The organism is Pseudomonas vancouverensis (assembly GCF_004348895.1).
In the GTDB taxonomy this organism is placed as follows: Bacteria; Pseudomonadota; Gammaproteobacteria; order Pseudomonadales; family Pseudomonadaceae; genus Aquipseudomonas; species Aquipseudomonas vancouverensis.
The window spans coordinates 17708-41769 of record NZ_RRZK01000008.1 but is presented as its reverse complement, the minus strand read 5'-3'; the positions used below and the strand labels follow the sequence as shown (position 1 = coordinate 41769).

Annotated in this window: 26 protein-coding genes; 6 read left to right on the top strand and 20 right to left on the bottom strand. The window is 62.4% G+C overall.

What is annotated here, in order from left to right; all coding sequences use genetic code 11:
* Window positions 1–99: 99 nt before the first annotated feature.
* From EIY72_RS07880 to EIY72_RS07865, 4 genes are all read left to right on the top strand, one after another.
* Window positions 100–1035 carry a GGDEF domain-containing protein gene (locus EIY72_RS07880; protein ID WP_093230408.1) on the top strand — a complete coding sequence of 312 codons (936 nt, stop codon included), beginning with the start codon at window positions 100–102 and terminating at the stop codon, window positions 1033–1035.
* 285 nt (window positions 1036–1320) lie between these two features.
* A complete protein-coding gene (dapA, locus tag EIY72_RS07875; RefSeq protein ID WP_093218490.1) occupies window positions 1321–2196 on the top strand; it encodes a 4-hydroxy-tetrahydrodipicolinate synthase in 876 nt (291 codons plus the stop codon).
* A 60-nt stretch (window positions 2197–2256) separates the two neighbouring features.
* Window positions 2257–2631, top strand: coding sequence for a DUF2784 domain-containing protein (locus tag EIY72_RS07870; protein WP_093218489.1), 375 nt, complete (start codon window positions 2257–2259; stop codon window positions 2629–2631).
* Between the two features lie 23 nt (window positions 2632–2654).
* Window positions 2655–3572: a LysR family transcriptional regulator gene (locus EIY72_RS07865; protein WP_093218488.1), complete on the top strand. Its 918-nt coding sequence runs from the start codon at window positions 2655–2657 to the stop codon at window positions 3570–3572.
* A gap of 12 nt (window positions 3573–3584) precedes the next feature.
* Here EIY72_RS07865 and EIY72_RS07860 read toward each other — a convergent pair whose 3' ends face one another.
* Window positions 3585–5129: a sensor domain-containing diguanylate cyclase gene (locus EIY72_RS07860; protein ID WP_093218487.1), complete on the bottom strand. Its 1545-nt coding sequence runs from the start codon at window positions 5127–5129 to the stop codon at window positions 3585–3587.
* Between the two features lie 76 nt (window positions 5130–5205).
* Window positions 5206–5733, bottom strand: coding sequence for a DUF3087 domain-containing protein (locus EIY72_RS07855; RefSeq protein WP_093218486.1), 528 nt, complete (start codon window positions 5731–5733; stop codon window positions 5206–5208).
* Window positions 5734–5947: 214 nt separating this feature from the next.
* Between EIY72_RS07855 and ppnN the strand changes: the two genes are divergently transcribed.
* Window positions 5948–7321 (top strand): nucleotide 5'-monophosphate nucleosidase PpnN, encoded by a 1374-nt coding sequence (gene ppnN / locus EIY72_RS07850; RefSeq protein WP_093218485.1) that lies wholly within the window; start codon window positions 5948–5950, stop codon window positions 7319–7321.
* Between the two features lie 89 nt (window positions 7322–7410).
* Window positions 7411–7851 carry an NUDIX hydrolase gene (locus EIY72_RS07845; protein ID WP_093218484.1) on the top strand — a complete coding sequence of 147 codons (441 nt, stop codon included), beginning with the start codon at window positions 7411–7413 and terminating at the stop codon, window positions 7849–7851.
* Between the two features lie 602 nt (window positions 7852–8453).
* Here the strand turns inward: EIY72_RS07845 and EIY72_RS07840 are convergent.
* The 18 genes from EIY72_RS07840 to EIY72_RS07755 form a co-directional block, all read right to left on the bottom strand.
* The gene (locus EIY72_RS07840) at window positions 8454–9317 is read right to left on the bottom strand and encodes a CsgG/HfaB family protein (RefSeq protein ID WP_093218483.1); all 864 of its coding nucleotides are present in this window, start codon (window positions 9315–9317) and stop codon (window positions 8454–8456) included.
* Window positions 9318–9347: 30 nt separating this feature from the next.
* On the bottom strand, window positions 9348–9791 hold the full coding sequence (locus EIY72_RS07835; protein ID WP_093218482.1) for a curli assembly protein CsgF: 444 nt from the start codon (window positions 9789–9791) through the stop codon (window positions 9348–9350).
* Entirely contained in the window at window positions 9788–10180 is a 393-nt protein-coding gene (gene csgE, locus EIY72_RS07830; RefSeq protein ID WP_093218481.1) for a curli production assembly/transport protein CsgE, read from the bottom strand. Before csgE ends, EIY72_RS07835 begins: the two co-directional genes overlap by 4 nt.
* Complete coding sequence (locus EIY72_RS07825; protein WP_093218479.1) at window positions 10177–10716, bottom strand: type II secretion system protein; 540 nt, start codon at window positions 10714–10716, stop codon at window positions 10177–10179. Before EIY72_RS07825 ends, csgE begins: the two co-directional genes overlap by 4 nt.
* Window positions 10691–11065: a type II secretion system protein gene (locus EIY72_RS07820; RefSeq protein WP_093218477.1), complete on the bottom strand. Its 375-nt coding sequence runs from the start codon at window positions 11063–11065 to the stop codon at window positions 10691–10693. Before EIY72_RS07820 ends, EIY72_RS07825 begins: the two co-directional genes overlap by 26 nt.
* 4 nt (window positions 11066–11069) lie before the next feature.
* The gene (locus EIY72_RS07815; RefSeq protein ID WP_093218476.1) at window positions 11070–11543 is read right to left on the bottom strand and encodes a type II secretion system protein; all 474 of its coding nucleotides are present in this window, start codon (window positions 11541–11543) and stop codon (window positions 11070–11072) included.
* A 2-nt stretch (window positions 11544–11545) separates the two neighbouring features.
* Window positions 11546–13375 (bottom strand): secretin N-terminal domain-containing protein, encoded by a 1830-nt coding sequence (locus tag EIY72_RS07810; protein WP_093218475.1) that lies wholly within the window; start codon window positions 13373–13375, stop codon window positions 11546–11548.
* A complete protein-coding gene (locus EIY72_RS07805) occupies window positions 13372–13890 on the bottom strand; it encodes a hypothetical protein (protein WP_093218474.1) in 519 nt (172 codons plus the stop codon). The genes EIY72_RS07810 and EIY72_RS07805 overlap by 4 nt, the downstream gene beginning before the upstream one ends.
* Window positions 13890–14438 (bottom strand): pilus assembly protein PilO, encoded by a 549-nt coding sequence (locus EIY72_RS07800; protein WP_093218473.1) that lies wholly within the window; start codon window positions 14436–14438, stop codon window positions 13890–13892. Before EIY72_RS07800 ends, EIY72_RS07805 begins: the two co-directional genes overlap by 1 nt.
* Complete coding sequence (locus tag EIY72_RS07795) at window positions 14425–14970, bottom strand: pilus assembly protein (RefSeq protein ID WP_093218472.1); 546 nt, start codon at window positions 14968–14970, stop codon at window positions 14425–14427. The genes EIY72_RS07800 and EIY72_RS07795 overlap by 14 nt, the downstream gene beginning before the upstream one ends.
* Before the next feature lies 1 nt (window position 14971).
* Window positions 14972–15775, bottom strand: a complete 804-nt coding sequence (locus EIY72_RS07790; RefSeq protein ID WP_093218471.1) for a hypothetical protein — start codon at window positions 15773–15775, stop codon at window positions 14972–14974.
* Window positions 15756–17462 carry a GspE/PulE family protein gene (locus EIY72_RS07785; protein WP_093218470.1) on the bottom strand — a complete coding sequence of 569 codons (1707 nt, stop codon included), beginning with the start codon at window positions 17460–17462 and terminating at the stop codon, window positions 15756–15758. The genes EIY72_RS07790 and EIY72_RS07785 overlap by 20 nt, the downstream gene beginning before the upstream one ends.
* 84 nt (window positions 17463–17546) lie before the next feature.
* Window positions 17547–18077: a response regulator gene (locus EIY72_RS07780; RefSeq protein ID WP_093218467.1), complete on the bottom strand. Its 531-nt coding sequence runs from the start codon at window positions 18075–18077 to the stop codon at window positions 17547–17549.
* A gap of 234 nt (window positions 18078–18311) precedes the next feature.
* Window positions 18312–19265, bottom strand: coding sequence for a peptidylprolyl isomerase (locus EIY72_RS07775; protein ID WP_093218466.1), 954 nt, complete (start codon window positions 19263–19265; stop codon window positions 18312–18314).
* Between the two features lie 13 nt (window positions 19266–19278).
* Window positions 19279–20829, bottom strand: coding sequence for a cytochrome c/ABC transporter substrate-binding protein (locus EIY72_RS07770; protein WP_093218465.1), 1551 nt, complete (start codon window positions 20827–20829; stop codon window positions 19279–19281).
* Between the two features lie 9 nt (window positions 20830–20838).
* Window positions 20839–21471: an SCO family protein gene (locus EIY72_RS07765; protein ID WP_093218464.1), complete on the bottom strand. Its 633-nt coding sequence runs from the start codon at window positions 21469–21471 to the stop codon at window positions 20839–20841.
* Window positions 21468–22124, bottom strand: a complete 657-nt coding sequence (locus EIY72_RS07760; RefSeq protein ID WP_093218459.1) for an SCO family protein — start codon at window positions 22122–22124, stop codon at window positions 21468–21470. Before EIY72_RS07760 ends, EIY72_RS07765 begins: the two co-directional genes overlap by 4 nt.
* A gap of 12 nt (window positions 22125–22136) precedes the next feature.
* Window positions 22137–24056, bottom strand: coding sequence for a YncE family protein (locus EIY72_RS07755; protein WP_093218458.1), 1920 nt, complete (start codon window positions 24054–24056; stop codon window positions 22137–22139).
* Window positions 24057–24062: the final 6 nt, after the last annotated feature.

Below are 24062 nucleotides of genomic sequence, written 5' to 3'. Positions count from 1 at the left end.
CAATTGGCCATTCATCGCCTTCCCGCGGGCTGTGGCTTGCTTCGGCTCGGTGCTAGCAACATGATGGCGCTGCATTTTTCCAGCGAGGCCCGGCCGTTCATGAGTTCGATCGAAACCGACAGCGACGTGTACAAGACCCTGCTTGAATCGACCCGGGCGATCCCCTGGCGCATCGACTGGAAAACCATGACGTTCAGCTACATCGGTCCGCAGATCGAGCAATTGCTGGGCTGGCAGCAGGACAGCTGGCTGTCGGTCAACGACTGGGTCGAGCGCATGCACCCGGACGATCGCGACTACGTGGTGGATTTCTGCGTCTCGCAATCCCGGGCCGGCGTCGATCACGAAGCTGACTATCGCGCGCTGACCGACAGCGGCGAGTACGTGTGGATCCGCGATGTGGTGCACGTGGTGCGCAAGGACGGTGAGGTCGAGGCGTTGGTCGGCTTCATGTTCGACATCAGCGAACGCAAGAAAACCGAAGAACACCTGATCCGCCTGCAGAAGCAGCTCGAAGAATATTCCTTCCAGGACGGCCTGACCGGCATCGCCAACCGACGCATGTTCGACACGGTGCTGGAGCGCGAATGGAGCCATGCCCAACGCAGCGGTCTGCCACTGTCGGTGATCGTGCTGGATATCGATTTTTTCAAGCAGTACAACGACCACTACGGCCACATCAAGGGCGACGAGTGCCTGCGTCGCGTTGCGCAAACCCTGTCGAGGGCGGCCAATCGACCACGGGATTTCATCGCCCGGATCGGTGGCGAAGAGTTCGTCTGGCTGCTGCCGGAAACCGATGCCGAGTCCGCCCGACTGGTGGCGCACAAATGCCTGAACCTGATTCGCCAGCAACAGATCGTCCACGAGCACTCCGCTGTTTCAGAGCTGCTCAGCGTCAGCCTCGGCGTCGGCACCACGGCCGCCTCCGCGCACGCCACGGCGCTGGAATTCGTCGAACAGGTCGACCAGTTGCTCTACAAGGCCAAGCACAACGGACGCATGCGCGCCGAGTTCGCCGATTTTCGTGATTGACAAACGCACCGGCGCCTTTTAAAACTGGGCGCCTCACTCAGGGTGTAAGCAAGTATGTCCGCAACCTTCAACCTCAACACTTCCGTCATTGGCTTGATTGCCAAGGCGCAAGGTTGCGTTGCGCACGCCCTCAAATCGAAGAAACAGTCGCTCATGTGACCGGGGCGCGCTGTCCCGTCAGATGAGCTGACAGGACATTGAGCGCGACGGACCACCCTCCCCTTGCTTTCACTCCTTGATCACTCCTGACGGTGACGACATCGGTCAACCATCAGGAGAAAGTGCATGTCATCGTTTCAAGGTATCTGGGTTCCACTGGTCACGCCGTTCCATAACGGCGCCATCGATTTTGTCGGTTTGCGCCGCCTGGTCAGCCACCTGCTGGAAAAGGGCGTCGACGGTCTCATCGTCTGCGGCACCACCGGGGAGCCGGCGGCCATGGGCAAGCACGAACAACTGGCGGTGCTCGATGCCGTGCTGGAACTGGTGCCTGCCGAGCGGGTGGTCATGGGCCTGGCGGGCAACAACCTGACCGAGCTGCTGCAATTCGAGAGCGAGATTCTCAAGCGTCCAGTGGCCGGGCTGCTGGTGCCGGCGCCCTATTACATCCGCCCATCCCAGGCCGGCCTTGAAGCCTTTTTCAACACCGTTGCCGATGCTTCCAGCGTGCCGCTGATTCTCTACGACATTCCCTACCGCACCGGCGTGGCCTTCGAACAGGCGACGCTGCTCAACATCGTTGCCCACGAACGCATCGTCGCGATCAAGGATTGCGGCGGCAACCTGGCCAACACCCTGGCACTGCTGAACAGCGGCAATGTCGACGTGTTATGTGGTGAGGACAACCAGATTTTCAACGCGCTGTGCCTGGGGGCCAAAGGCGCGATTGCCGCCTCGGCCCATGTGCATCCAGAACTGTTCGTGCAGCTCTGCCAGCAGATTCGCGACGGTCGGCTGGCAGAAGGCCGCGCCACCTTCTTCCGCTTGCTGCCGCTGATCAACAGCCTGTTTATCGAACCCAACCCGGCACCGGTGAAAACCGCCCTGGCCCTTGAAGGCCTGATCGGTGATGAACTGCGTGCGCCGATGCAACGCAGCAGCGAAGTCATGGTCGAGCGCCTGAAGCAGGTATTGCGCGAGTTGGGCGACGACATTCGATAGAGCGCCTTTGATCGCTACGGGTAACATGAGGCGATTCGCTCAGCCGTCAGGGACACCGACATGCTGTACCGCATCGCCGCCGATGGATTGGTGCTGTTTCACCTGCTGTTCATTCTGTTCGCGGTGCTGGGCGGGCTGCTGGTACTCAGGTGGCGCCCGCTGATCTGGTGGCACCCACCGGCGGCGCTGTGGGGTATGGCGGTGGAGTTCTTCCACCTGCCCTGCCCGCTCACCGAATGGGAAAACCGCCTGCGCCAGGGTGCCGGGCAGACCGGCTATGGCGGCGGCTTCATCGAGCATTACATCCTGCCGGTGATCTACCCGGCGGGCCTGACGCCGGGTATCCAGATTGTCCTGGGCTGCGTGGTGCTGCTGATCAATGGCTTGGTCTATCTTCGATTGATCCGCCAGCGCAACATGCGCCGCACACCCTGATAGCCGATCCGAGAATTGCCTGCATGCTGTCGACCGAAGACCTCGCCCTGCTCGAAGCCATCCGCGAAACCGGCAGTCTGTCCCGTGCCGCCGCGCAGCTGGGCAAGGCGCCGTCGACCGTGTCTTATGCGGCGCGGCAGCTGGAGGAGCGTTTTGATGCGCTGCTGTTCGACCGCCGTCGCTACCGCCTGCAACTGACCCCGGCGGGTGAGTTGCTGGTCAACGAAGCGGCGCGGCTGATGCAGGACGTTTCGCGCCTGACCCAGCGGGTGCAGCAGGTGGCCAATGGCTGGGAGAGCCGCTTGTGGATCGTCACCGACGAGCTGCTGGAGTTCGACACTTTGATCCCGGTGATCCGCCAATTCGATGCGCTGCAATCGGGCGTGCCGCTGCGCATCACCCAGGAAGTGCTCAAAGGTGTCTGGGAAGCCCTGCGCGAGGGCCAGGCGGACCTGATCATCGGTGCCACCAACGAGCCGCCGGCGATCCCGAGCTTGCGCTGGATGCAGTTGGGGGAAATGGAGTGGGTGTTTGCGGTCTCGCCCAAACACCCGCTGGCCAAGGCCAAAGAGCCGATCACCCGGGCCATGGTCACGCAACATCGGGCGATTGTGGTGGCGGATTCATCGCGGGTCAGCGAGGGCAGCACCTACGGTGTCTCCGGCGGGCAAGCCGTGCTGGCCGTGCCGACCATGGGCGCGAAAATCCTTGCCCAGTGCGATGGGCTCGGGGTCGGCTGGCTGCCGCGGCACCGGGTCGGCTCGCTGCTGAAAAACGGCACACTGGTGGAAAAACAGATGGCCGACCCGCGCGAGCCGAACATCCTCTACGCCGGCTGGCGCGGCGATCATGATGGCCGCGCCCTGGGCTGGTGGCTGGAACAACTCAAGCAGTCGTACCTGGCCACGCAACTGGTTCAGGGCATCGACCGCTTCGCCTGAGTCCGCTGGCGATCAGTTGGCAATCACGCTCATGTTACGGCCGCTGGTCTTGGCCACGTAAAGCGCCTTGTCCGCCGCGCCGATGAGCGCCTGCGCTTCGATCTGCGTGTCCGTACCACAGGCACTGATCCCGAGGCTGACCGTGATCACCCCAAGCGGGCTGTCGCTGTGGGCGATGGCCGCATCCTGCACCGCCTTGCGTATCTTTTCCGCCACCAGGAAAGCCCCCACGTAGTCAGTGCCCGGCAGCACCACGGCAAACTCCTCGCCACCGAAACGCGCCGCCAGATCACCGGGGCGCTCGATGTTGGCGGTGATGATCGCGCTGACCTGGCGCAGGCAATCGTCTCCGGTCAGATGCCCATAACAATCGTTGTAGGCCTTGAAGTGATCGACATCGAGCATCAACAGCGCCAGATCGCTGCCGTGGCGCCGCGCACGGCCCAGTTCGGCGTCGATGAACAGGTCCAGCTGGCGGCGGTTGGCCAGGCCGGTCAGCGCATCCTCCAGGGCCAGGCCCTCAAGGTTGCGATTGGACTCAATGAGCTTTCCCTGGGTTTGCAGCAACTCGGCCTGCACCCGGTTCTGCCGCTGCATCAGCTTGATCAGGCGCCGTCCGAGCACGCCGAGAAAGGCCAGCAACACGCTGACAATGCCGACACTGAACAGGGTTTCCTTGCGCCAACTGTCGAGGATCTCGTCCTTGTTCAACGCGGCGAAGGCGATCAACGGATAACTCTCGACCCGGCGATAACCCAACACCCGCTCGACGCCGTCGATGGTCGAGACGATGGTGGCCGTCCCCGCGTCGCCTTTGGGCAACAACTCAGTGAACAGCGGGCTCTTGGCAATGCTGGTGCCGATTTCCGATTCCTTGAACGGCCGCCGAAGGATGATGGTGGCGTTGTCGGCAACCAGGCTGATCACCCCGTCATCGCCCATGTCGATGCTGTCGTAGAGCTGCAGGAAGTGGCTGAGGTAGATGGTCGCCAGTGCCACCCCGGCAAAGCTGCCGTCCGGGTGATTGACCCGCCGCGACACCGTCAGGATCCACTCGCCGCTCGAACGGCTCTTGATCGATGGACCGATGTGCGGACCACGACTGGGGTTGTCGCGATGGAAAATGAAGTATTCACGGTCGGAGTTGTTGACCCCGGTCTGCCCGGCGCCATTGGAGTTGGCCAGCCACTTGCCGTTTTCATCGAAGACGAACAAGCCGTGGATCTGGCTCAGCTCGGCGCGCTGGGCGTTGAGCAGCAGCGGCAGACGGTGGTCATCGACACCTTCGTGTTCCAGACGGTCGACCAGCGCGTACAGCAGCGTATCGGCCTGCTTGATCGACGCCTGGGCCTGGGACGCCAGGGTCTGCGCCAGGTTGGACATCGCCACTTCCTTGTCATGCAGGCGGTACTGACGCGAGCTCCAGGCCTCCCAGACCACAATCAGCGCCATCGACAGGCACACGGCAATCAACAAAGTGACCGCCGAGCGGACCTTGAGCCGGGTGACTTTCGACGGATGTTCTGTAACGGGTTGATTGATCAACGGATTCCTCATGCGGCTCCCTGGTTTTCGTTTACCGACGACCGATCCTGGCCGCCTTTTATGCTCATTGGCCTGATCGCAGGCCGTGTCAACGCGAGGCCGACTTCATTGCCTCGATCCAGGCCGGATCGAATCGGGTCTGGTCGATATCGATCGCCAACGCCTCCATCCGTTCCTTGTGCTCATCCATTTCCCGGATCAATTGCCCATGATCGCTGGAGTTGCCGTCCAGTTGATGCATCTGGTTCAACCCAAGATGGTAGAAACGCAGCAGCTTCATGGCCGTCGGATCACCCGCCTCAACAGCCGTTTTCACATGGTGCATGACGTTGGTGATGGCCATCAGGCTGCGCTTGAGCCGCCAGCTGTAGACGGCCGGGGCCATCCACGCCTGGGTCCAGAACACCTTGCGCATCAACGCCGCCATCAGCAGGACCGCGACGAACACGCCACCGACGTTGAACCGCAGGTTGTCGCCCCCGGGCTCGCCGAACAAGGCCACCGCCGCCGTGGACAAAACCATGGCCAGCGCGAGGAATATCAGGGCAATGATCAGCGTACTGCGCCGTGTCTGTTGCCGGTAAACATCGGCGTTCATCGGCTGGATTTCGAACATTACGTCGGGTTTCCTTGGGTCAGGGGCAAAAAGGCAGCGGGCCATTATCGCCTCTGCGAGGGATTTAGCTATGCTGGAGCGCCTTTTCACCTTTTCATCGTCATTCGGGGACATGGCGAGACTGTGCGGTTCGTGCCATCTTCTTTCATGGATACATTTTATTCGGATGCCATTCGTTGTTGTGCGCGGGTGACATCGTTTTAAGGATCACTGAATGACCCAACGACAAGTAATCAACGCCTCGGTCAGCCCGAAGGGCAGCCTGGAAACCCTCTCGCAACGCGAAGTGCAGCAATTGAGCGAAGCCGGTTCCGGCAGCACTTACAACATCTTCCGCCAGTGCGCCCTGGCCATCCTCAACACCGGCGCCCATGTCGACAACGCCAAGACCATCCTTGAAGCCTATAAAGACTTTGAAATCCGCATTCACCAGCAGGACCGCGGCGTGCGCCTGGAACTGCTCAATGCCCCCGCCGATGCCTTCGTCGACGGCGAAATGATCGCCAGCACCCGGGAAATGCTGTTCAGCGCCCTGCGTGACATCGTCTACACCGAGAACGAACTCGACAGCCAGCGCATCGACCTGAGCAACTCCCAGGGCATCAGCGACTACGTCTTCCACCTGCTGCGCAACGCCCGCACCCTGCGCCCCGGCGTCGAGCCGAAGATCGTGGTGTGCTGGGGCGGCCACTCGATCAACACCGAAGAATACAAATACACCAAAAAAGTCGGCCACGAACTGGGCCTGCGCAGCCTCGACATCTGCACCGGCTGCGGCCCCGGCGTGATGAAAGGCCCGATGAAAGGCGCCACCATCGCCCACGCCAAGCAACGCATCCACGGCGGCCGCTACCTGGGCCTGACGGAACCCGGCATCATCGCCGCCGAAGCGCCGAACCCGATCGTCAACGAACTGGTGATCCTGCCGGACATCGAAAAACGCCTGGAAGCCTTCGTCCGCGTCGGCCACGGCATCATCATCTTCCCGGGCGGCGCCGGCACCGCCGAAGAGTTCCTCTACCTGCTCGGCATCCTCATGCACCCGGGCAACGAAGGCCTGCCCTTCCCGGTCATCCTCACCGGCCCGAAACACGCCGCGGCGTACCTGGAACAACTGGACGCCTTCGTCACCGCCACCCTCGGCGAAGCGGCCCGCCAGCACTACCAGATCATCATCGACGACCCGGTCGAAGTCGCCCGCCAGATGACCCAGGGCCTCAAGGCCGTGAAGCAATTCCGCCGCGAGCGCAACGACGCGTTCCACTTCAACTGGCTGTTGAAAATCGACGAAGGCTTCCAGCGCCCGTTCGACCCGACCCACGAAAACATGGCCAACCTGAAACTCAGCCACGACCTGCCACCCCACGAACTGGCGGCCAACCTGCGCCGCGCCTTCTCCGGCATCGTCGCCGGCAACGTCAAGGACAAGGGCATCCGCCTGATCGAAGAACACGGCCCGTACCAAATCCACGGCGACCCCGCGATCATGCAACCGCTGGATCAACTGCTCAAAGCCTTCGTCGCCCAACACCGGATGAAACTGCCGGGTGGCGCGGCCTATGTGCCGTGTTATCGGGTGGTGGCGTAACCCTCCCGTTATCGCTTTGCCAATCTGAACCCTAACCTTTCGAGCCGCAGCGACCCCTGCGGCTTCTTTACTTTCATGGACGGAAAATCATGCGCCAACGAGATTCAGCGCGCCTGCTGGTGATCAACCCAGCGAACCAGGTGCTGCTGTTCCACTTTCGCCACAAGGGCGATGCACTGGACGGGAAAAACCATTGGGCGACACCGGGCGGTGGTCTTGAGCCGGGGGAAACATTTGAAGAGGCTGCGGTTCGCGAGTTGTTCGAAGAGACAGGGATTCAGGTTGAAGCCGTGGGATCGAGCATTGCAGAGCGACGCTTTGCGATGCTGCTGCCCAGTGGTGAAACCGTGTTGTCGGTGGAGCGGTATTTTGTCGTGCGGACCGAGGGTGAGGCACTGTCCCGCGAGGGGTGGACAGCGCATGAAGTGCGGGTGATGGCGGAGCATAAATGGTGGTCGGTGGCGGAGTTAAGGGAGACCAGGGAAACGGTGTGGCCGGAGAAACTTGTTGAGATGTTGGAGCGGGTTTAAAGGGTTGTGTCAGGGAAAGATTTTTTGGATGAACGGACGTCATCGCGAGCAAGCTCGCTCCCACAATTGGATTAGATGCATCCGCAAGATTCAGGTCGGCTGGCAGGCCGCCTTCGAAGGAACACCGCCCGGAGCAAGCTCGCTCCCACATTTGGAATAGATGCAGCCGCAAGATTCATGTCGGCTGGAAGGCCAGCAACAGCAACAGCCGTGCCCACCGCCCGCTCCTAACCACTCAACAGGATGAGCGTTAGCTCGACAAAAGCTCTTGATCTGCCGGCCCCTTCGGCAGGCTGAGTGGAGGGGTTTATCCGGGGGTGGGAGCGTAGCGACCGTGCGGCGAAGCCGCACACATCGAGAGGAGGTGCAGCGAAGCAAACCGTAGGCGATGCCCCCGGATGAATCCCGGAACGAAGGGACCCCGAGCCCCAGCGAGGGGCCGAACGCCGGGGCAAGCCCTTTTGGTTACTTTTGAGGCGTTTGTCAAAAGTGACCCGCTGTAAGAGCGGAACCATAAGCCGCCGTTACCTCAGCAACGGATATGCACACCATCAACCCAAAGCCTGGTCGGCCCGAAGGCCGCCAAGGCTCACAAACCAAGCTCACTGCGAACTCTCAGGATCAACCTTGTTCTGAGTCAAATACCGATCCAGAGTCTCATTCTGCGCCGGCTGCGAATTATCCCCCGCCACCTGCCACAAATGCCGCTCGATCCCCTGCGCCAGCAAATGCCCCACCGCCGCCTCGATCGCCGACAACACACACAACTGCGCCGGCTCGTTAGTGGTGTAACCCACCTCAGCCTCCAACAACTTCTTGAACTCGATGAACTTGAACACCCCGGCACTACGACCCACCGAATAGATGGTCTTGCTGGTCATCACGTTGGCCAGCACCTGCCCACTGCGCACATCCACCGCCCGCAGGTTCACCGTCACCTGATCGACGCGATACTCCCGGGAAATGTCGATGCCCAGATACCGCGCCCCTTCCCCGCCGCTGCGCACGTTGGTGTCGTAGGCGATGATGCCGCCCTCGAGCATCATGTTCGCCGCCTGCAAGGGTGGCAGCTCACCGAGGATGTTCACCGGGGTATTGGGTTTCTTCTGCGAGGCGCGAATGATCTTGCGCTCGGTCAGCAGGTTCTGCAGCCCTTCACGTTCCAGCACCACAAACCAGCCACTGGCCTGCAAGGCATCCATCAACATGCTCGCCGCGCCTTGGGTGACGCTGGTGGAAAACGAGCTGGCAGGGGTCGGCTTGTACTGCCCGGTCTGGTCGCGGAAACCGTAGACCACCGCCATCAGCTTGCCCTTGGGCCGAGGCATGTTCAGCAAGTCATAGTAGGTCGAGGCCCTGGGGGTCAGGGTCGGCGTATCGGTGTCCTGCTCGGCAGGCATCGGTTCGCGCAGACCACAGCCTTGCAGCAGCGCCAGCAGCATCCCTAGCAAAATTATTTTTTTCATGTCCGTAACTCCCCATCGGCCCGATCCCCGTCAAGGGGAGGTAGTAACGCCGTTAACCTGAATTTCCGAGACTTCACCGGTTGCCCGGTCGGTGACGTTGATCGTCAGGGCGCCGGAGTCGTCGACGACGTTGACGATGAAAGCGTCCGTGGACAGGCTCCCCGTATTGCCGGTGGAGATGTTGTCGAGCAGTTGCCCCAGCAACCGTGACTGCAACTGCGAGGTAAAACGTTCCAGGGCCGAAGTGCCGGCCACCGTGGTGCGTTTTTTCAGGTCAGGGTCGTCGAAATCGTTCTGCGCCTGGGCGTTGTTGAGCAACCAGGTGCCGTTCAACGGGTTGCCGCCAAACGAGGGGTTGATGGGCGTGTAGACCAGTTCTGTCGCCTGGACCACGCCGCAACTGCCAGCCCCCAATAACACCAGCCCGATCAACCACTGGCTGCCCCTGCGCGTCGAGAAGTGTGCGGTGTTCATAGTTCGTCCCTCTCAAGGTCGGTGGTGTCCTGCAACAAGGCTTCCAGCTTGCGCCGCACGATCTCCATGCGAACCAGATCGGCGGCCTCATAAGCCTCGTCCTTCAACTCCACGGTGTTCGGCGGCAGGAATCGCCGATAAACCAGTCTTTGCTGAAACTCCACGGTCACCAGGCTGCCCCAGCGTGCCGACGGTCTTTCCCGGACCACCAGGTTGAAATCCATGCGGCTGGTGGCGCGCAGGCGTTCACTGAACGAGTAGTAAAAATCGTGGCCGATGTGCGAAATCGTGTCGTCGATGATGAAGCCGAGCATCTCGTCTTCTTCACCCGCCCAGGCGCAGCTCGCCAGCAGCGACAGGAGCAGTGCCATCAGCCAGTGCCGGTTCATGGCTGCAACGCCTGGGGTGAAGTGGATTGGCCTTTCACCGGTCCCGAAGGGCCGTCGAGGAAGGCTTTCTCGGCGACGAACTGCCAGTCCTTGTAGCTGGCCATGCCGTTGAAATCCGACCACTGGCTGGGGAAGTTCACCTGCTTCAACGGCTTCTCGGTCGAAGGGCAATAGACCCCGGTGATGCGTCCGTCGACACCGCGCATCAGCGCCCACTCCCCGCCGCCGATCGGGTCCGGATACAGGTGGCGCATGTGGTGCTTGGGCGATGGAAAACGCTCGTCCTGCAACAGGTCCGCCAGCTCCTTGGGGTACAGCGCCACACCGGGCGAGCTGCGGTAGTAACTGCGCAACGCCTGAGCGTACTGGGTACCGACCCACAGCAGCTGGCGCTCGCGATCACGCCGTGCCGCGGTGGCCCACAATTCGGCAGCGCTGGCCAGGCCCATGCCCATCACCATGATCAGGAACAGCACACCCAGGTAGGTGAAGCCGTCCTGGTGCGAGGCGCTACCACTCGGAATAAAGGCTGCCATCACGGGCCCTCCCTGAAGCACCGCTCTTGATATCGGCGACGCCGCCCGCCACGCCGTCCGGCGGTGCGACCAGTACCCAGGTGTCCTTGCGCTCGGCAATCGGGTCGGTCGGCTGCACGCGCAGGTAGCGCAGTTCCACCAGTTGGTCGAGGGAATCGGGGTAGCGCCCGGTGTCGCCGTAGTAGTGATCCAGCGCCTCGCGCATGGCCGACAGGCTCTGGCGCAGGGTGGTCTCCTTGGACGCCTCCAGGCTGTTGAAATAACGCGGCAAGGCGATGGTCATCAGGGTGGCGATGATTGCCATGACCACCATCAATTCCAGCAAGGTAAAGCCCTTTTCCCGGCGCATGATGTCACCACTCCCGGTACGCGATGCCGTTGAGGCCCTTGCCCCGCGCCTTGGAGTAAACGTCAAAGACGTCTTCACCTTCGCGTGGGTTTTCGGCCGAACTGTCATAGGAACGCAACCCCCAACCACCTTCGTCGTCACGCTTGGCCGTCACCAGCGGGTCACGGGGGATGCGCCGCAGGAAATAGAACTTGGCCCCCTTGGCACTGCGCACGTCACGCACGCCATCGACCAGTACTTTCAGGCTCGGCGGGTAGCCGCTGCTGTCCAGGGACTTCTCGATGTAGCCGGCGTCGTAGGCACGTTTGTAGGCGTCGATGGCATCGCGAATCTGGTACAGCGCGGTGCGCAGGTCCTGCTCCTTGCCCCGGCGCACCAGGGTCTCGGTCAGCGGTGCGGCCATACCGGCCAGCAGGCCGATCAGGGCCAGCGTCACCACGACTTCGATCAAGGTAAAACCGCGTTGCGAGGCGTTCATGATCAAGGCTTCTCGACGACAACGTGGGTGGCGACGGAGTTGTCCAGACGGCTGTCGGTCTGTACTGATTCACCCATCGAACGGTCCGGAGCCTGGATGTGCATGCTGGTTTCGGTGCCGGTCGGGAATTCCATGTCCGACGGGCTCTGGTACGGCAGGTTGCGCACGATCCGCGGGGTGATCGACAGCACCAGCTCGGACTTGCTGACATCGTCCTTGTTGCTGCCGAACAGACGACCCAGGCCAGGAATGTCGCCAAGACCAGGGATCTTGTTACCGGTCGAACCACGGTCGTTGCGCATCAGGCCGGCGAGGATCTGGGTTTCACCGTCGTGCAGGCGCAAGGTGGTCTGGGCGTTGCGGGTGTCAACCTGGACCGGGATGGTGCCCTGGCGAGTCGGTTCCAGCGAGGTGGCGTTACTGACTTCCAGGGCGATCTTGATCGCCACTTCGTTGTTCAGGTGCACGATCGGTTGCACTTCCAGCTTAAGACCGACATCGAGGTAGGTCACGCTCTCGGTGATCACCGGGCCCTGGGTCGACGGCACCGAGGTCGCACTGATGATCGGCACACGCTGACCGATGTGGATGCGTGCCTGCTCGCGGTTGCTCACGCGGATCACCGGACTGGCGAGGGTGTTGATGTCCTTGTCCGCCGCGTTGATCTTGGCCTGTGGCGCCGGGTTGATGGAGATCCGGCTGGAATCGATGCCCTTGAGCTGGTCGAGCACCGACACCGGCTGGCCGTCGGTGTTGAGCACGCCGAAGGTGTTCGGCCATTGCAGACCGAGGTCGAGAATGCGCTGGTGCGCGACTTCCATGACTTCCACTTCCAGCACCACTTCAGGGTTGGACTGGTCCTGGGATTGCAGAAGTTTTTCCGCCATGCGCACGGCGTCGCCGGTGTCGCGCATGGTCAGGGTATTGAGGCGTTCGTCGACGAACACGTCGCGGGTCTTGAGCATGGTCTTGACCATGTTCAGCGCGGTGTTGGCATCGATGCTAGTCAGGTAGAAGGTGCGCATCACCAGCTCTTGATAATCCTTGAGCTTCTGCGGTGAGTCGGGGTAGATCAGCAAGGTGTTTTCATTCACCACTTTCTGGTGCAGCTGGTTCTGTTGCAGCAGCAATTCGACGGCATCCTCGATGCGCACGTCGCGCACGAAGATGGTCGCTTTCATGTCGGGGCGCAGGTCTTTGTCGAAGATGAAGTTCAGGCCCGCGACTTGCGACAGCACTTCGAAAATGGTTTTCAGGTTGGCATCGCGAAACTCCAGGGTTACCGGCCGATCCAGGCGTGTACGCAGCTGTGGGTACTGCACCACGTTGCGGCTCTGCACCAGGCGGATGTTGCCTTGCAGCTCCAGGGCGCCTTCGTTTTTCGGGTCCAGTTCGAGGATCTGTTTGACCTGGCGGTCGGCACCGTAGATGTCACCACGGCGCAGGTCACCCCGGGCCAGTTCGAGTTTTTCATCCATGCTGCGCAGGTAATCAAGCTGGCGCAGGGAGTCCTGGGCACGGCGGTTGTTCGGTTCGATGTTGAGCACCCGGCCGTAGGTCATGCGTGCCGTGGCGAAATCCCGTTGGGCGCGAGCGTTGTCGGCCTGGGTCAGCAGCGCGGTCACCGCCTTCAGACGACCACTGTTGAGGAGCAGGTGCAATTCGGTGTCCCGGGGATTCTCCCGCAACCCCTCTTCGATCCGCGCCAGGCCGGCTTCGTACTGGCCCTGCTCGATCAGCGCGGACGCTTCCTGGTTGGCGACCTGCGCCGTACTGCACGCCACCAGCCCTGCACAGACACACAGGCTCAACAGCAAACGGGATCGGTTCATTGCGTGCTCCCCACAGACAAGGTCTGCGATAAATGCAGAGGCAGGTAGACCAGGCTCAATTCCACATCGGAAATCCGCTCGATCCGCCAGGTTTCGTCGATTACATCCCCTTTGCGCACGACGTAGATTTTTTCCCCGTTCTGCAAAAACACCTGCAGATCGGAGCGGTCATCCAGCCTTCCGACAAACTGGAAAGGCAGGGGCGGTGCAGTGGGGGCTTGCACCACCGGTGTCACGTTGACCGGTTGCTCGACAACGGTGCCCAGGGCCGGCGCCGCTTTCCAGCTGCGGGCGGCAAACAGATCGCCTGCCGGGCTCAGGTCCTTGATGGCGGCCGTTGCACCCGCCACCGCTGTGGTGGTCTGTGCAGCCGCTTTCTTGTCTTTGGCCGAAGTTGCCGTGGTCGTGACCACTGCATCTCCGTCGTCTGCCTGCTGGAAATATTCCGGCAACCAGGCCAGCGCCGCGGCTACGCCGAAGAACGCCAACCAACCCACCACCCGTTTGTTGTTCATCATGACCTCGACAGGTAAAGGGTCATGCGGATCCGCCCGGTCAGGTCGGTATCGGCGATTTTCTTGCGTTGGAACTCGACGTCCTCCAGCACCACCGCTGGCAACTGGCCGAGCAAGGCGTGGAGAAAGCGCCGCAGCTGCGGATAGCTGCCACGCACCGGCAACAGGATCTGATAGCGCGCCAGGTGAGTCTTGGGATCGATGCCCAGGGAATATTCGCCCCGGGACAGGGTGATGCGCTCCTGGGCGGCCAGGGCGTAGATCTTGTCGATGGCCACCGTGGCCTGCGGCTGCGACGGCAACTTGCTGCGGAAATCGTCGAGCTGACGCTGTGGTACCACCGGTGCGGCCACCGTGCCGTTCTCGACCTTGGCCAGGTATTCGCTGGCTTCGCGGGTCTGCTGGCTGAGGTGCTGCAGCGATTGCCAGTCCGGCAACAATCCGGCCAGGCCCCAGGTCAGCGCCAGCACCACCAGCACCATGCCGGCCAGGCCCGGTACGCCGAGGCCCTGCAGGTATTCGTGGACGATCAGTCTAGGGATTTGCATCGCCAATCTCCCAGGTAGCCGACAGGTTGAACTGCACCGGATGCTCCGGCACGTTGGCAACGATTTCGTGGCTCAGCAGCGACACATCGGACAGCTCGCCAGTGGCTTCGAGACGGCGGTGGAAATCCAGCATGGCGTCCAGGTCCCGCGCTTCGGCACTGATCCGCAGCTGGCCCTTGCGTGCATCCGGGGTCAGGGTCAGCAAGGCCACGTTTTCCCGGGGCATGGCTTCGAGGGTGGCGAACAGACGCTCCCAGGGCCGGCGCAGTTGCTGCGACACCTTGCGCATTTCCGCCAGGTTCTGCGCTTGCTCGCGGGTTTCCGCCGGGGTCAGGCTGACCTTGCCACCGGTGTCGCCGGTGAGCACCCGTTGCGCGGTTTGCAGGTGGCCCTGCTGTTGTTCGGACTCATCGCTCAAGTGCTGCTGGATCAGCAGGCAGGTCAGGCTCAGCAACACGCCAGCGGCCAGCAGGCTCCAGCCCAGCGGCCCCGAACGCGGGCGCGGTTGAAAGTCGAGCATCAGCGCGCGCATGTCAGGCCACCGCCCGAGACATGACGTACAGGCAATCGCGTACGGCCGTCCGGTCCTCTTCAAGGGTGCGCAGGTGCACACCGGGCACTTCGGGATGCGAGTCGATCCGCGCTGGTGCATGCAGGTAGACATGCAACGGCCGTTCGCTGTTGGCGGCCTGCAACTGGCTTTCCCGACCGATCAGTGCAGTCAGGGCGGCATCGCTGTCGTTGCTGCCAACCGAGCGTACCGAGGTCCAGCGCCCTTCCCGCGCCAGCAGCAACACGCTGCGCACCGGCTCGGCGACCACAAACAGGAAGTCGCCGGCCTCGAAGCTCTTGTCGAAATGGTTGAAGGCCGCCATCAGGTACGGCTGCACCGAACGCAGGCGAAGGCCACGATTGCCGACCAGTGTGCGCAGGTGTTCCAGCAGGTCCTGGGGCAGCGCGCTGGCGATGCGGTCGTAACCGGCCGGTTCCGCCGACAACACCAGGCTCCAGGGTTGCGAAGGCGCACCATAGAGGTCTTCGAAGCACAGATGGGCGAAGCCGAGCAGTTCCGCCGGGCTGCTGATCTGATCGCTCCAGGGCACCAGGCAAAAGCGGCTGAAGTGCCCGGAAATCACCACGGTCAGCTCCGCCCTGGCCGAGGTGTGCTCGGCCAGCAGACGATCAAGGGTATCGAGGGCGACGGTCCAGGCCTGGAAGCCTTCGTCGATGTAACCGACGCTGCCCAGCCAATGGGTTTCCCCACCCTGCCGCCGGCCCAGGCCGACACCGCTGGCGCCGAGTACGGCGACGTATTGCTCACGAGATAAAAGTGACACGATTGATCTCCTCGAGCGTGGTCCGGCCTTGTTGCACCAGTTCCAGGGCTGACTCGCGCAGCAGGCGCAAGCCACGTTTGCAGGCATGTGCCTTGATTTTCGAAATGGGTTGGCGCTCGACGATCATCTGCCGCAGCTCATCGTCCAGGTGCAGCAGCTCGGCAATCGCACTGCGCCCGCGGTAGCCGGTGCCGCGGCAATGGCCGCAACCCTTGCCGTGAACGAACTGGAAGTGCGCGACCTGCTGCGGATCGAGCCCGGAGACTTCCAGCTCTTCGTCAGTCGGGCTGTAAGGCGCGCTGCAACTGCTGCACACCAGGCGAATCAAGCGCTGGGCCAGCACCGCGTTGAGTGCCGAGACCAGGCTGTAGGGGTCGATTTCCATCTGGGTGAAGCGGCCGATCACGTCGAACACGTTGTTGGCGTGGATGGTGGTGAACACCAGGTGACCGGTGAGTGCCGATTGCACGGCGATCTGCGCGGTGTCCGGGTCACGGATTTCACCGACCATGATCTTGTCCGGGTCGTGACGCAGGATCGAGCGCAGGCCCCGGGCGAAGGTCAGGCCCTTTTTCTCGTTGACCGGGATCTGCAGCACGCCGGGCAGTTGATACTCCACCGGGTCTTCGATGGTGATGATCTTGTCCACGCCGTGGTTGATCTCGGTGATCATCGCGTAGAGGGTGGTGGTCTTGCCGCTGCCGGTGGGACCTGTCACCAGCACCATGCCGTAGGGTTCGGCGGCAAGGCGGCGCAATTGCCGCAGGGTCTCGTCTTCAAAGCCCAGCGCTTGCAGTTGCACACCGCAGACTTTGTCGGCCAGGTCCTGTTTGTCGAGCACCCGCAGCACGGCGTCTTCGCCAAAAATGCTCGGCATGATCGACACCCGGAAGTCGATCTGGCGGCCGCTGATGCCGATCTTGAAACGGCCATCCTGGGGTACGCGTTTCTCGCCGATGTCCAGTTCGGCCATGACCTTGACCCGGGAAATCACCTGTTCGGCGAACTCGCTGCCCTGGATCTTGCTGATGTTGTTGAGCACGCCATCGATGCGGTACTTGATCACCAGGCCGCTGCCGGTGGTGCCCAGGTGGATGTCGCTGGCGTGCATTTTCAGCGCGTCGTACAGGGTCGAGTTGACCAGTTTGACCACCACGCTGGCGTCTTCACTGATGCTGGTCAGGGACAGGCTTTGCAGGGTGTCGATTTCAGCACCGGCTTCGGCCTGGGCGTTGAGCGATTCCACGGCGTGGAAGCTTTCTTCGTGACGTGCCAGGTAAGCCTTGAGGTCGTCGGCATGCACCAGGTACAGCGGCGCGCCGTGCAGGCAGTCGTCGATCCAGGCCAGGCGTGCGCTGTCGAACGGGTCGGCGAACACACCGATGACGGCATCGTCGTGACGCAACAGGATAAATTCGCGCTTGAGGCACTGGGCCAGGGTGACCCGGTCAAACACCGGGGTGGAATTGAACAGGCTGTCGGTGTCGAGCACCGGGTAGTGCAGCGTGACGCCCAGGCACTGAATGAATGGCATCGGCGCCAGTTGGCTGAGCTCACCGAGGGCATCGAGCATGCGCTCGCCGGAGGTGGTGGCCAGGGCCCGGGCCCGGGCCAGTTGCTCACTGGAAAAACGAGTCGGTACAGCTTCCGTTTGTGCCGGTTCTACGGCAAGGGACAGACGGTCCATGGCTTGCTCTCCAACGCCCGGGGCTTTGAGCCCTGTCGGCGCGGCGAGCAATTTCGGCGGGGGCCGGAACCTCTTGTCGCGCCATTACTCCCCGGTGAGCAATTGTTCGTCGTCTGGCGCCATGGAGGCCGAATTTCGTCGGCGATCTGCAAGCACCCAACTACCGTCGTACAACTGCAGCGGGAAACTCTCGGTCCTGCTCTGGCGTCGTTCGACAAAGCCTTCAGAGCTGCTCACACCCGCTTTGGGTTCGCGCTCCACCCCCAGAAGATCACAGACTGCACGGGCCAATTCCGCCAATGGAAAGGGTTTGAACAGGATATGGCTGACGCCCATCTGCCGGGCCCGCTCACAGACTTCAGCGGTTGGGTGCCCGGTAATCAGCACAAAATGACACTTCCTGTTCTGGCGGACGGCATCGAGCACCTCAAAGCCTTCTATATCGGGCAAGCGGTAATCGAACACCATCACATTAGGGTCGAATTTCTCGGCTTCGCCGATACCTTCAGCCCCGTTATGAGCAACTCGGACTTCCAGCCCTTGCGCCTGCAGATAATCCTGAAGGTTTTGTGCAAGCAGCTGTTCGTCTTCGACAACCAGTACTTTGTTTAACAAGGTGGACTCCTTGAAACCGCAGGTCCGGGTTTCGAACCTGGCGGAGTGCGCGCCTTCAACAGGTCTAACGCACACTTCATGCCAGGCTGGGCGCCGGTAATTTTAAGTCTTCATGTCCTTGAATTTAAAAACAATGCTTTCTCGTACAGACTCGTACAGGTCGCCCTTCCCCCAAACTCGGGGAAAGCGATCGGATCGGCATTGAAGTTTTTCCCCCAAAGTTGGGGAAGCCCCCTATTCGTCGTCGATCCGCTCGATTCGATTGTTTGCACGCAGCTGTGCCAATGCCTGAGAACGAGCTTGAACCTGTTGCTGTCGGGCAAGGTATGCCCGAACCATGTCAAGTCCTTGCTCCTCTGTGACATCGGCAGCCTCCAAGTGGTTCTGTAAATTAATCAGGTGCCAGCCTGCCGAGGTGCGCACCGGTTCACTGACAGCCCCTGGGCTCAGGGCGAAAGCCGCTGCCTCGAACTCAGGCAACATGTGCCCACGTGCAAAGTAGCCCAATTCACCACCGACGCTGGCAGACGCGTCTTCGGAACCGCTGCGGGCGACACTGGCAAAGTCGGCGCCAGCGACAATTTGCGCGTGCATCTTCATTAAGCGTAGTCGTGCGGCTTCGACTGTGGAAGCGTCTGCCCCGGGGGCTACCTTGATCAGGATATGCCGGGCCTGCACCTGTTCCGGACGGGCCATCTCGGCACGGTGTTCGGCATAGAACGCGCGGACTTTTTTCTCGTCCGGCGCATCGACCTGGGTCAGCTCGGTGAACACCTGGCGGGCGGCCAGTTCACGGCGGGTGTATTCGGTGTAGGCGGCTTCATCGAAACCGGCATCCTGCAGGCGGCGGCTGAACACCTCGGCGCCGCCCATGGCCTGGCGGGTCTGCTCGACCTGGCTTTGCACCTGGGCATCACTGATCACCACGCCGCGCTTGAGCGCTTCCTGCCACAACAACTCGCGGTCGATCAACGCGTCCAGGGCGGCCTTGCGCAGCTGTTTGTAGGCCGTGGGATTGCGGATGCTGCCCACCGCCCGGCCCTGATCCTCGAGGAACTCGGCGAAGTAGCGCTCCAGGCGCAACTGGGAAATTTCCTCGCCATTGACCCGCGCAGCCGCCGGGCCATTACTGGCCCACACCATGGGTACCCACAACGCGAACAGCACCAGCAAAACGTTGAGTATCATGATCGACCTCCGGTCAAGGCATGGCAGCAACAGGTTTGTAGGGCGCGACCAGATAGAAACGCTGGTCCGGCAAATCCACGGTGACGACGTGTGCGCCACTCAGGCCCAGGCGACGACCAGGGCCGAAACTGATCAGCGGCGTCAGCCCGGTATCAAAGTCACGCAAGCCTTCCAGGGCACTGACCAGCTTCTCGCGGCTGGCGTCACGACCGGCCTGCTTCATACCCTCGCTGAGCAGCATCATCGAGCTGTAGGCCCCCACTTGCAGCACCGCGTGCTGGCCGCCGAGGCCCTGGTGCTCGCGCAATTGCGTCAGCGCCAGGCGTCCGGCGAGGGTCCAGTCGCTGGGCACGAACGGATAAGCCAGGAACACCCGCCGGGAAAACCCACTGGGCACCTGCAACAGCTTGCCCGCCACCTGATTCGACGCGGCGAACAGGTAAGGCACCTGCCCTGCCGATTGCAGACGCTCGGCGAGTCGACTGAAACCGTCGCTACTGCCCAGGTAGAACACCGAGCGCGAGCCCAACGGCAATTGATCCCTGATCGGGTCGTAGATCTGCAGGCGAACTTTCTGCCAGGCATGCTCGTTCAGGTATTCGCTCAGCTCCTGTGCAGCCAGCCGCTGGCCAGGCTCATCCGGGTAGGCGATCAGTGTCGGCCCCTGCAGCACCTTGAGGCTGGCGCCGGCGTAATCGGCCAGGGCAATCAGTTGCTCACGCAGGCCCGGCAAGGGCTCGAAAATCTGTCGACTGGTGGCGGTGGTGCCCTGCAAGGACAACGGCCCGATCAGCGGAATGCCGGCTTGTTCCAGGCGAGTGACCAGGTCCGAATCCAGCGCCGGGGCCAAGGGGGCGATCAGGGCGAACACCTGCTCTTGCTGGATCAAGCGGTCCAGCGCCTGTTCGGCACTGGCGCGGTCAGGGCCGGGGTCGACAATCGTCAGGCGCAACTGGCGGCCATGGATGCCGCCGGCCTCGTTGATCCGCGCCACACTGCCCTTGAGCACCGCGGCCACGGTCGCGCCCTCTTCACTCAGCGGCCCCGAGCCCGGCAGCAAGGTGCCCAGGTGCAGGCTGTCCGGGGTCAGGCCCGGGTCGCGTTCATCGGCCAGGCGTTTGAGGTAGGCCGTGAGGTTGCGTTGATCGTTCATCGACAACACGAAGCGCGGCATCGACGGGTCGAGCCGGTTGTTGCCGGGATCACGGCCTTGCTGCACTGCTCGCGCCAGGCTGGCGTCGCTGTACGCCGGGTAACTGCGCCCGTTGATATGTTGCTGACCGTAGCTGCTGGACAGCCGCGACCAGCTCAGGTCCGGCGGCCGCACCCCGCCCTCGGGCCGCCCCAGTCCGTCGGCGCCGTGACAATTGGCGCACGGCAGACTGCTGGCCGGCAGCTCCATGTCCGCCGCACCGACCCGGGCCATGATCGGCTCGCCGCTGGCCGACACGCCTTCGCGGTACAGCCGTTTACCGGCACTTTCGCTGGGCGTCAGTTCAAGCGCCTGGGCGGTCAGGCTGAGGCCACTCAAGAGCAGCAGGCCGAAGACGAGGGCAGTGTTCATGGCCCGGACTCAGCGATCGACCACGGGCATTGTCAGCAACTGCAAGCGCTGGGCAATGGCGGCGGCCGGGGCATCGGGACGGATCTTGCTCCAGCGTTTGTTCGCCACGTCACCGACGATCAATTGCGTGGAGTGTTGCTCAGGGCTCGGAATCACCTGCCCGATGCGACCGAGTACGAGGTCCATGCTCGCCTTGTCGCCGGTAAGAAAAAGCCAGTGGGGCCCATCGACGCCCTGCTTCAAGGTGTAAGCCTTGAGTACCGCCGGCGTGTCCCGCAGCGGATCACTGGTAAGGGAGATGAAGGTGATGCCGTCCGCCTTGTCGCCCAGCACTTCACGCACGTCCTTGAGCTTCTGGGTGATCAGCGGGCAGGCATCGTTGCAACTGGTGAAAATCACGTTGAGCAGGACCACGCGATTTTGCAGGGCATCGCTGTAGAAGCGCAGCGTGTTGCCGTTCTGGTCCTGCAAGGGCGTGTCGGTGAACCAGGTTTTCGCATCGCGGGTGCCTGTCGTTGGCTGCGCGGCCACTGCGGCAGAGGTCGATGGGCCGGCAGCTTGTTGGTGCCCTTCATGGGCAAAGGCCACGGAGCTGAAAATCCAGAAGCAGATGCTCAGGGCAAACCAGTCGATGGCTCTCATGGCTGATGCTCCATGGCGATGGCGGTGTGTTTGGCGTGGGCGTTGCGTTCGCCACTGATCCTCTCGACCGCGCGGGCCAGTTCTCCGGGGTCGGTGAAACCGTAGTAGCGGGTCCAGAAACGGCTGTTGCCATCGCCCACCAGAATCAGCGGCGAATGGTTCTTGAAGTCGGCGCTGTAGGCGCCCAGGCCCTTGAGGGTCGCCGTGACCGATTGCGGCGAACCGGTCAGCCAGCTCCAGCCCGGGCCTTTCTGGAAGGTGCTGGCATAGTCGTTCAGACGCTTGGGGTCGTCCCGCTGCGGGTCGATGCTGATCGACACCAGTTGCACTTCGGTGCCGACCCGGTGACCCAATTGTTTCTGCACCTTGGCCATGATCGAGGACACCACCGGGCACACCGTGGTGCAGCTGGTGTAGATGAAGCCCATGACCACGATCTTGTTGCTCACCAGGTCTTTTTCCAGGCTTACCACTTTGCCGCTCTGGTCCAGCAGCGCGACATCGGCAAACTTGATCTGCGCCGTTTCCGGCTTGGCCACCTTGGATGTCATGTCGTGTCCGGCATGTTCATCCGCCGAGTGCGCCAGGGCCTGGCCGATCGCCAGGGTCAGCAGGCAGCACGCCAACAGGCTGCGATGGGCGAATCGATTCATGTCAGTGTCCTCCTAATGGGTATCGCCGGGCAGGACCCGCACGCTGGCGAAGGTCTGGTCATCGAAACCCGCGCCCAGGGACGCGGCCCGTACGTGCAGGTACCAGGCGCCGTCGCGGTCGAGGGTCAGCGGGGCTTCGTAGACGCCGTCCGCGACCTCCAGCGCCGCCACCTCCTGCGGCCGCGAAGTCGGTGCGCGGAAGTAGCGCACCTGTGCATCCTTGACCCCGCTGCGCTGCGCCTTGTGCTTGCCTTCGACGATGCGGAAACGCACCACGTAGGGGCTGCCGAGCGCGGCGGTGGAGGTGTCGAGCATGAATTCGACTTTCGGCACGCCACGGGAGCGGTCGAGGTTTTTGTCCGCTTCGACCACCGTGCTGAAGCAGTGGATGATGTTCGGTTGATTGAGCAGGAACGCCACGTCGAAACGCCCCGCCGCCGGCAGCCTGACTCGCGAGCTGTACAGCCCCGGCTCGACCTCCCGCAGGCTGCGATCAATCACCATGGCCGCCCGCGCCACCTGCCCGCGATTGGGGTAACCGGACATCGGCGCGTTCATGCCCTCGGCGTAGAAGTAGGTGGTGTTGTCCACCGGGTTGACCACGAACACCGCGTTATCGTCCTTCGACACTGCCAGGCTTGAAGCCAGCGGCAGGTCACCGGCCATCCGCGGTGCCTGTGGCCCGGCTTCGAAGCCCTGGATGATCGGCTTGTGACCTTCACCAAGGGACGCCAGGTTGATCATCGTCACCTTGGCCGATGCCAGTCCGCGCACGTAGGCATAGGCCTTGGTGAACGACACCTGGTACGGTTCGGCGGACACGTCCAGTTCGTGGATTGAAGCGTCGTTGGCGGTGTCGATCACCGCGGCCTGATTCTCCAGGGTGTTGAGCACGATGCCGAAGCGGCCGTCGGCGCTGAAGCCCATCGGCCCAAGCCCCTGCTTGAGTTGGATCACCCGGCGCACGGACTGGCTGGCACCATCGACCACGGTCACCGTGCCGTCCTTTCCGTCGGCGACGTAGGCGGCACCGGACAAGGGCGAATACGCCACCGACAGGGGGTGCGAACCGGTCTTGAGCTGCTTGCTGATGGTCAGGCTGGCGATATCGACGATGCTCAGGGTGCCGTCGTCGCGGTTGGTAACGAAGGCAAATCGACTGTCCTTGCTGAAGGCGATTTCGTGGTGCCCGGCGCCGGTAGGGAGGAATTTGAGGGTCTTGAGGCTGCCGGTGTCGATCACCGTGACCCCGGAAGCCTCGCCCTTGGCGTTATTGCCGACCCACAACAGGCGCTCATCCGGTTGCAGCGCCACCCGCACCGGATTGCTGCCCGCAGTCAGGGTCTGGGTCACCTTGAATTGCGCGCTGTCGATCAACGCCACTTCGCCCGCCTTGGGCATCGAGACAAACACCTGCTTGTTGTCCCGGGTCGTCACCCAGTCCATCGGCGGCTGTTTCAGGTCGATCCGGGTCAGGGTGCTGGTGATCCCGCCCACCGACACCGAAGGGTCGACCACCGAGACGCTGGCATCGCGGTTCATCACCAACAGGAAGTAGCTGTTGAGGTCGAGCAGAGGACGGGCGCCGATGTTCGACCTGAGGAATGTGCCGACCCGCGACTTGCAACTCTTGTCACGGCCCTGGGCCTGGTCGGCGCTGACCGTTTCCGGGTCGATCCAGGCCCCCGGCGCAACGCCGGACAGCGGTTGCCCCGAGGCTTTGTCCGTGACCCGGAACTGCACATCGGCGAACTCGCCTTCGCGCAGTACGCCGTCCGAGGCCAGGGGTTTCACGCTGAACGCAACGGACAGGCCTTCGCGTTCCAGGGTCTGACTGCTGGCGCCGGAAGGCGCCGCCTGGCAAATGCCAAGCCCGATCAGCGCTGCCGTGGCAATCAGCCTGGCGCTCGCCGTTTTGATGATCCTGTCCATGTCACA